The organism is Bradyrhizobium algeriense (assembly GCF_003062295.1).
GTDB classification, from domain to species: Bacteria; Pseudomonadota; Alphaproteobacteria; order Rhizobiales; family Xanthobacteraceae; genus Bradyrhizobium; species Bradyrhizobium algeriense.
The window spans coordinates 44,967-52,719 of record NZ_PYCN01000035.1 but is presented as its reverse complement, the minus strand read 5'-3'; the positions used below and the strand labels follow the sequence as shown (position 1 = coordinate 52,719).

General features: G+C 62.5%; 8 protein-coding genes and 1 pseudogene. 2 read left to right on the top strand and 7 right to left on the bottom strand.

The features are described 5' to 3' along the window. Positions 1-181: 181 nt before the first annotated feature. The 7 genes and pseudogenes from C7G61_RS36315 to epmA all read right to left on the bottom strand — a co-directional run. Positions 182-277: pseudogene (locus C7G61_RS36315) on the bottom strand (IS5/IS1182 family transposase); the annotation flags it as partial. Positions 278-436: 159 nt separating this feature from the next. After that, complete coding sequence (locus tag C7G61_RS36310) at positions 437-793, bottom strand: DUF6665 family protein (protein ID WP_190242131.1); 357 nt, start codon at positions 791-793, stop codon at positions 437-439. A gap of 132 nt (positions 794-925) precedes the next feature. Next, on the bottom strand, positions 926-2,119 hold the full coding sequence (locus C7G61_RS36305) for a lanthionine synthetase C family protein (protein ID WP_108522502.1): 1,194 nt from the start codon (positions 2,117-2,119) through the stop codon (positions 926-928). Positions 2,120-2,293: 174 nt separating this feature from the next. Continuing rightward, complete coding sequence (locus C7G61_RS36300; protein ID WP_108522501.1) at positions 2,294-2,548, bottom strand: hypothetical protein; 255 nt, start codon at positions 2,546-2,548, stop codon at positions 2,294-2,296. Positions 2,549-2,575: 27 nt separating this feature from the next. Next, positions 2,576-2,782: a hypothetical protein gene (locus C7G61_RS36295; protein ID WP_108522500.1), complete on the bottom strand. Its 207-nt coding sequence runs from the start codon at positions 2,780-2,782 to the stop codon at positions 2,576-2,578. Between the two features lie 6 nt (positions 2,783-2,788). Beyond that, positions 2,789-3,880, bottom strand: coding sequence for a lysine-2,3-aminomutase-like protein (locus tag C7G61_RS36290; protein ID WP_108522499.1), 1,092 nt, complete (start codon positions 3,878-3,880; stop codon positions 2,789-2,791). Next, complete coding sequence (epmA, locus tag C7G61_RS36285; RefSeq protein ID WP_108522498.1) at positions 3,877-4,929, bottom strand: EF-P lysine aminoacylase EpmA; 1,053 nt, start codon at positions 4,927-4,929, stop codon at positions 3,877-3,879. The genes C7G61_RS36290 and epmA overlap by 4 nt, the downstream gene beginning before the upstream one ends. 605 nt (positions 4,930-5,534) lie before the next feature. On the opposite strand from epmA, the gene efp reads away from it, so the two are divergent. Next, a complete protein-coding gene (gene efp, locus C7G61_RS36280; RefSeq protein WP_108522507.1) occupies positions 5,535-6,101 on the top strand; it encodes an elongation factor P in 567 nt (188 codons plus the stop codon). Positions 6,102-6,152: 51 nt separating this feature from the next. Then, on the top strand, positions 6,153-7,730 hold the full coding sequence (locus tag C7G61_RS36275) for a M23 family metallopeptidase (RefSeq protein ID WP_108522497.1): 1,578 nt from the start codon (positions 6,153-6,155) through the stop codon (positions 7,728-7,730). Positions 7,731-7,753: the final 23 nt, after the last annotated feature.

Here is a 7,753-nt window from a genome sequence, read left to right as displayed (position 1 = left end):
AACTCGTAAAACAGTGCCGCCTGGTCGACCTGCCGAGGACCCATCATCGATTCAAATCTCCACCCACTAAGGGGAAATGAATCAGCGATCTCCTTCGGCTTCAACAGCCGAGTTTTTCAACAAAATCAGCGCAGAGCGGACCTCGCAAGCCGCCCGGCAGATTTATGGGTTCACGGCCCAGGGACTCATTAGCGCGCAGCCAAATTGGGATGGAAGCGAGTTTGACGAACGCGAGATAATTGGCGGCGAGTTTGTCATATCGGGTGCGCCGATGCCGTGAATTTACTTCCGCTTTCGGCAGCACAACTAATATCGCCGGACTTGCTGCGGACGTCGACGGTCGTCAGCGCCCCTTGCAACCATGCCTACGAGCGTTTGGACGGGCTGCGCCACTGCATGCCGCAAGACAGCGGCGGCCCGCCGCGAAAGGCGAGTCTTAGAACAATGGCGCCCGGGCTTCTGCAACCCCTATGGTCCTGGTTGGATGCATGCTCGGCATGGCCAATGGCCCCATGCGGGCAACCACCTCGTTCGGCACCCCGTAGACCTGTATCACGTGGTCGATTTTGTTGAGACCGCAGGCCTCGCGCTGCACGACGAAGAGCCAAAGCGCATACCCCGCCTGTTCGACGAGACCATCGCGGATTTTTCGATCCGAATTGGCCGTCCGCGGGCATGCGGCAAGTGCCGTCAGCGCAGCCTCAAGCCGCTGTCCAAGCCGCGCGAGCGCTGAGACCCTCTCCTCGGCGATTTCGTATTCGAGAGCCGCGTATCCGAAACGAAGCGGATGCATAGCCGCACTCCGAAAAATGGCCTGCCAATTATCTCTTATATTATTATTCGGCAGGGAGCCGTTCAAGACATAATGCTTTTGCTCATTCCTGGCGCGCGCATTTGCCAACTCTGACGTGCCGCCGTGTTCGGGTCAGAACACGTCGATCGTCGGGAAACGGGGCTCCCCGGTGATGCAATCCCAAAGGTAAACTGCAAGGCCGACGTCGCCGGTCCAAAGCGAATACCGTCCGCGGCCAACGGCCAGCTGAGAGCCGCGATACTGGACGATGGCCGTCATGGCGAACTGGCGTGCGCGATCGAGCCAAATCGGGTCGTTCGTGCGGCGGTAGAGCTTGAGGAACGCGTAGCCATTCCCGCCCGTGCCGTGGCAGAGGTTCGAGCCCTTGGTAAGCGGTCCGGCGGCCCAGCTGAAGCGACCGCCATCCAAAAGAAGTGCGTCAAATTCAGGGGTAGCAAACGGCGCATCCGCAAAGGTCGTCACCATGCCAGGCGCGCCGTGACAATGCTGACACATCTTTGGCGGTGTCTCGCGTTTGCTTCTCGCGCCCCACGTCGTACCAACTTCGGACCGCCACGCATTCGCTGCAAGGGTCTTCGGCACAAACTCCGCCACCTGCGCCTGCTGCGCCGGCGTCAACCAATCCCACCCGCGCAATAACGGAATAACGTTGCCGGCGAAGCCGTGAACAGGCCCGAGAAAACGGTCGCGCTGGCCATAGAGATCCTGTGTCCATAGCGGGCCTTGCGGCGTGTCCTCCAGATCGGCCAGCAGCAGGGCCGCCTGCACCTCGAATAGCCGGCGCCATCGCGTTTCCTGGGTCACCTCGGCCATGTGGATGGCGGCCAGCATGGACCCGGGCATGCCCCACATCAGCTCCCGGATCGGCAGTCCATTATTTGCTTCTGCGCGCGCATGCACCAGATCAGCCAGGCTCGGTGTGGGCGCCAGGCGCATGGCGAGAAGTGCCGCCCCCATGTCGCCACGGAGCAATGAGCCATGTTTCGCGTAATCGGCCGACGAACTGGCTTCGAAATCGGTGATGGTCCGCTCCAGAAGCTTCGGGAGCACAGGTCGAAAGTCTGCAGCGACGCTGACAGCACCGATGCGATGCAAATAATCCAGCGCCCAGATGACGCCGGCCGCGCCCTTGTAGAAACTGGGGTCACCGTCTTCCTCCCGTTCGCCACTGGGGTGACCCGGCCAGAATGTGTCGAGATCGAAATTGGCGATGGCATCGGTCGCGATTTCTTCGATCGCAGCCCGGACCGCCAATTTACTCCAGGCGTCCTGTGCAAGCGCACGATGACGACCGCGGACAATCATGCCTGAGGGCCTCCTGAGCGCGATCCATCTTGTTCTTCGGACGAGGGAGTCAAGGATCGCTGCATTAAATGCAACGTATCCAAAAGCGCTGCGCGCGGCAGACAGCGGCAACCGCAATCATTCGCAGCGTTCCCGCGGGCACGCGACCTCCCATGTCTGATTTGGGTACGCGCCCTAGCAGCCGCGGCAGATGCTCTTGATCTTGCGGTCGAGCGCCGCGTTTTCCTTGCTCAGCGGGTCGTTCGGATCGTTCAGGTTCTTCTCGCTGGGCACATCGCTGGCGCGTGGCTGGCGATGACCGACCGGCGCCTGCGGTATCGGCTTGTCCGGGTTCTTCGTCACCGTCGACGATCCACCTTGCGCAAGGGCCTGCGGGCCGCTGCCGATCAGAAGCATCAGAGCCGCCATCGACAGGATTGTTTTTCGCATCTTGGTTCTCCCGCTTTCTGTTTCTTCCTATCGCACTGGCGCGTCGATCGTTGCGCAATTGCGGCGTCCCTGGGCGGCGCAGTCCTGCGCCTTTCGTACATCGGCCATGGTGCCGAGCAACCAGATTCCGGCGGCCACCAGCACCACGAAGAAGCCGAGCATCACGGCGTTCTCGATGCCGCGATGGCCCTCATCTTCCGACGGCTCCCGCTTCTCCTCGCCGTCCTCCGTCATCACGGGTCACGGCTTTGGTGGATAGAGGTGAACGTCGCCGCAATAGTCAACGATACGATACTGCGTTTCCGAGGATAGATCACTTTCCCTGGAACTTGCATGCGACAAATAATTCGGGCCAATCGGCGCCTTTCCGTGGCCGCCGGGAATATCGAGCACATAATCCGGCTGGCACAAGCCGGAGACACGGCCTCGCAAACGGCGCATCAGTTCCTGGCCTTCTGCAATCGTAGTGCGCAGATGCGCGGTTCCCGGCGCCAGATCGCCATGATGCAGGTAATACGGTTTGATTCGATTTTCGACAAAAGCCCGCATCAGCGCTTCCAGGACTCTAGCATCGTCATTGACGCCGCGGAGCAGCACCGTCTGGCTGACCAGGGGAATGCCGGCATCCGCCAGCCGCGCGCAGGCCAGGCGCGCCTCATCAGACAATTCGCGCGGATGATTGGCATGAACGGCGATCCAGGTCGTCGCGCCGCCAACGCGCAACGCTTTGATCATGTCGCCATCGATACGCGCCGCCGCCGCCACGGGCACGCGGGTATGGATGCGGACGATTCTGACGTGATCGATGGCGGCGAGGTCCGTCATGATCTCGGCCAAACGCCGTGGCGACAACATCAACGGATCGCCGCCGGTCAGGATGACTTCCCAGATTTCCGTGTGCCCACGAATATAGTCCAGCGCGTCTCGATAGGCCGCCTCCGACAGCGCCGTCGCTTTGCCCGGCCCGACCATCTCGCGACGAAAGCAGAACCGGCAATACACCGCGCAGACATGCACCAGCTTGAACAGCACGCGGTCGGGATAGCGGTGGACGATGCCGGGGACGGGCGAATGCGCGTCGTCGCCGATCGGATCGGCGTTTTCGCTTGATCCGCTCACCAGCTCCAGCGCGCTCGGAATGAATTGCCGCGCAATTGGGTCGTCTGGGTTTTCAGTGTCGATCAGGCCGGCGATATCAGGCGTTACGGCGATCGCATAGCGCGCGGCGACCCGCTCGAGGTCGGCGAGATCGGTAGCCTTCGCCAACCCGCGCTCGACGAGTTCGGCGGGCTGCCGCAGCGTTGCCGCCCATTTCGGATCTATCCTGTTCATGTCTCTCCTGCCGGTGGCGTCCACACCACCTGGTCGACCCGCAGCGCGCCTGCCGCCAGCATCACCAGCCGGTCGAAACCGAGGGCTACGCCGCTCGACGGCGGCACCGCGGCAACCGCTGCGAGAAAATCCTCGTCCAGCGGATAGCGCTCGCCGTAGCGCCGCTCCTTCTCGTCCATCGCAGCGGCGAAACGGCTGCGCTGTTCGGCGGCGTCGGTCAATTCGCCAAACCCATTGGCGAGTTCGACGCCACAGGCATAGACCTCAAACCGTTCGGCGACCCTCGGATCAGCCGCCTTCGTCCGCGCCAGCGCCGCCTCCGGCGCTGGATATTCGAACAAGACGGTCAAACGCCCCTGCCCCAAATTCGGTTCGACATGCTCGACCAGCACCTTGCTGAAAATGTCCGACCAGGTGTCATCATCGGTGATCCGCACCCGCGTGCTCGCGGCCGCCGCAAGCGCCGCGCGATCGCCCTCGCCATTGTTGATCGTGGCCAAAAGATCGATTCCGGCAAAACGCTCGAAGGCCGCCGCCACCGTCAACAGTTCCGGCTCAGTGAAGGGATCGGCCGTTCGGCCCCGGAACGAAAACCGGCCGATTCCGGTCGCCTGTGCCGCATGTGCGATCACGACGACGGTGTCGGCCATGACAGCGTCATAGCTTGCGTCGGCGCGGTACCATTCCAGCATCGTGAATTCGGGCAGATGCAGATCGCCGCGCTCGCGGTCGCGGAACACGCGCGCGAACTCGAATATCCTAGTCTCACCGGCGGCGAGCAGTTTTTTGGCGGCGAACTCCGGCGACGTCCGCAAATAACGCGTCGCGCGGGTGCCGTCGTTGCCGGTGATTTCGGTTCGGGGGGCATGCAGATGCGTCTCGTTGCCCGGCGAGACCTGGAGGATGCCGGTCTCGACCTCGGTAAAACCCTGTTCGTCGAACCAGGCCCGCACTGACCGCGTGATCGCGCCTCGCGCCATCAGGAACGGCTTCCGATCGGCGTGCCGCGCAGGCGACCACCATGGCGAAGGCTGGTCGATCCCGACCATCAGCAACGATCCTTGCTGAGCCACGGAGCGACCTCCGCAGCGCCTAAACCGGCATTCAAGGAATCGGAAAATACCATTGAAATCGTTCGACTTTCTCTGTGATGCCCCCTCAAGACGGCAACCTCCCGCGCTTCATCCATCCTGTCATGGCGAAACCCGCTCACCTTGTCCATTCCGCTCGATGGAGGGGCCCCGAGCGCTGATCCTTCTGGCCGGTTCCGCAGTCCAATGGCGAGAATTTACAACAGGATACGAGCATGTTGGTTGGGAAGAACTGCAATTCTTTTGTTAGTCGGCCTTCGTCGCGGTGGCGTCAGCGAGCGCGGATAGTCCCGACCGAAAATTCAAGCCTTTGACGGAAGAGACCTTCACCTCTCCAGAGAGCGCCGACCACAACGCCAAGGCGCCCTCAAACGCGCGATCAGACCAGCCGTAAACCCCCGGCGAAACCGGGTCGCTTGCAGCCTCCGGCGGGCATCGAAACGGTAGTAAAACGGCTGGCATCGACGGGCAAAATCAGTATGTTGCAGCCCGAAACCGCCCGATCGGCCCCGCGGACGCCCATGTCCGGATTCGCCGAAGGCCAGAAATTCAGGAAAACAGCTTTGAAAGTCATCGCCAGTTCTATTCGCAAGGGCAACATTATCGAGCAGGACGGCCGGCTTTACGTCGTCCTCACCGCCGAAAACATCCATCCCGGCAAGGGAACTCCGGTCAGCCAGATCGAAATGCGCCGCATTGGCGATGGCGTGAAGATTTCGGAACGCTACAAGACCACCGACCAGGTCGAGAAGGCGACCGTCGAGGATCACAATTTCAATTATCTGTACGAAGATGCCGACGGCTTCCATTTCATGAATGCCGAGACTTACGACCAGGTCCAGGTTTCCAAGGAAATCGTCGGTTCGTCCGCGCCCTATCTGCAGGAGAACATGACCGTGAAGCTGTCGCTCCACGACATGAATCCGGTCGCGATCCAGCTCCCGCAGCGCGCGACGCTGGAAGTCGTGGATACCGAGCCGGTCACCAAGGGTCAGACCGCGTCTTCCTCCTACAAACCTGCTATCCTCTCCAACGGCGTTCGCACCGCGGTGCCGCCGCACATTGGAACGGGAACGCGGATCGTGGTCATGACCGAGGATGGCTCTTACGTCGAGCGCGCGAAGGATTAATACCGCGCACTGGAAGTAAGGGGCACGCCGGGGGGCGATGCATTGAATACGATGGCTGTCCGCTTGCTCAGGCGTTGGCTGGCAGCCATTTGTTTGCTCCCGGCCGGACTCACCGCAGCCGCCGCCGAGTTCCGGACGCCGTCGATCACGGCCGTCCGCGTCGAATGGCGGGCGGTTGTCGATCGGCTCCGCACCGAGATCGCCACCCAACCGGCGATCGCTTCCCGATTTACGTTCGCCGGCCAGCGGCGTGTGCCGGCATGGGATCCGCGCTCGACGCCCGCGCTGGTGCAACTGAACGCCATCAACGCAAGCCTGTTCGCCGGGATTGGACGCAGTCCAGTGCCGGTGCTGTTGCCGTTCGATACCGCAGGCTATCTCGAAGGCGAGGCCAACGGCACACAGCTGCCGCTGTCGCGCTACCAGGCCGATTTCCGCCCCGCCGACCTGTTCCACGCCGGCCCTTCCGGCTACGACGCGGTGTTTTCGCTGCAGCCCGGCGCAGGCGGCGGTCTGCCGTCGCGAATCTTCGCCAGGCCGGTCGAAGTGCAGATTACCGGCTCGATCCTCGTCTACGATCTCGCCGATCCGCGCGGCGGCAGGGGCGAGCCTGTCAAGGCGCTGGCGTCGCAGTTCCCCGACATGCGCCGCTTCATCCGTGAAGGCTATGTGCGCTACGCTTTCACGCGCTTCGGCGTGCCCTATGTGGTGTCGATCCAGTGTCTCGATTCAACGCCGCGGGCGCGCCGGCTGGCCTGCCGCGAGGCCTATCCCATTGCCGAGCGTTTTCTGAAAGCCTTGCGCATCGCGGGCGGACAACCGGCGCGGCCACGCCACGACATTTCGTCCGACATCGTTGAACGGCCGACCGCGGTTTCGCCCGACTTCACCTATTACCCGGGCGGCGACATCATCGCCCGTAGCAGCGCGCGTCGGCGCGGCGGACGCGCCGATTTCGCCGCCTATTCGCAAATCCGTTTTCCGCTCGCGAAAGCCCCGACCGCCGTCCGCTCGCAATCCTTCGGCAGCAAAAAGTCCGAGGGGGGCCGCGGCGTCTATCCGTGGCGGGACAATTTTTGCGAAGCCCGCAGCTTCCAGGTCGGGCAATGCTCCGCCGGCTTCGGGCATCAGGGTCAGGACATCCGACCCGCGCCCTGCCCGCCGAACAGCAACAGCGAAAGCAGTTGCCATCCGAGGAAGCAGGCCGTCGTGGCCGTCCGCGACGGCATCGTGATCCGCTCACTGAAGCAGCAGGCGGCGACGCTGCAGATCAACACCCGCAACGAGCACATCCGCTTTCGCTACATGCACATGAACCCGTCAGCCATGGATGCGGACGGCATTCTCAACGGGCGCCGGGTCGCCGAGGGCGAAAAGATCGGCGTGGTCTCCAACTATCTCGATTTCCCGAACGGCACCTCGTACCATCTCCACTTCGACATACAGGTGTTCACGCGCGACGGCTGGATCTGGGTCAACCCCTACACCACCCTGATCGCGTCCTATGAACGGCTGATCCGCGGCCGCGGCCGCGAGATCGGCACCGATCCTCCGGCGGTCGCAGCGGTAGCCCACGCTTTGCCCGAGGACGTCCTTCGTCACAACGCACGGGAAGGCAGCGAGAATTGATGATTAGGCAATCAACTCGGCGT

Excerpts from the sequence above, each read along its gene's own strand:
- C7G61_RS36310 (WP_190242131.1), bottom strand. The coding sequence starts at position 793 with ATGCATCCGCTTCGTTTCGGATACGCGGCTCTCGAATACGAAATCGCC.
- C7G61_RS36290 (WP_108522499.1), bottom strand. The coding sequence starts at position 3,880 with ATGAACAGGATAGATCCGAAATGGGCGGCAACGCTGCGGCAGCCCGCC.
- C7G61_RS36295 (WP_108522500.1), bottom strand. The coding sequence starts at position 2,782 with ATGACGGAGGACGGCGAGGAGAAGCGGGAGCCGTCGGAAGATGAGGGC.
- C7G61_RS36275 (WP_108522497.1), top strand. The coding sequence starts at position 6,153 with ATGGCTGTCCGCTTGCTCAGGCGTTGGCTGGCAGCCATTTGTTTGCTC.
- C7G61_RS36305 (WP_108522502.1), bottom strand. The coding sequence starts at position 2,119 with ATGATTGTCCGCGGTCGTCATCGTGCGCTTGCACAGGACGCCTGGAGT.
- epmA (WP_108522498.1), bottom strand. The coding sequence starts at position 4,929 with ATGGTCGGGATCGACCAGCCTTCGCCATGGTGGTCGCCTGCGCGGCAC.
- C7G61_RS36300 (WP_108522501.1), bottom strand. The coding sequence starts at position 2,548 with ATGCGAAAAACAATCCTGTCGATGGCGGCTCTGATGCTTCTGATCGGC.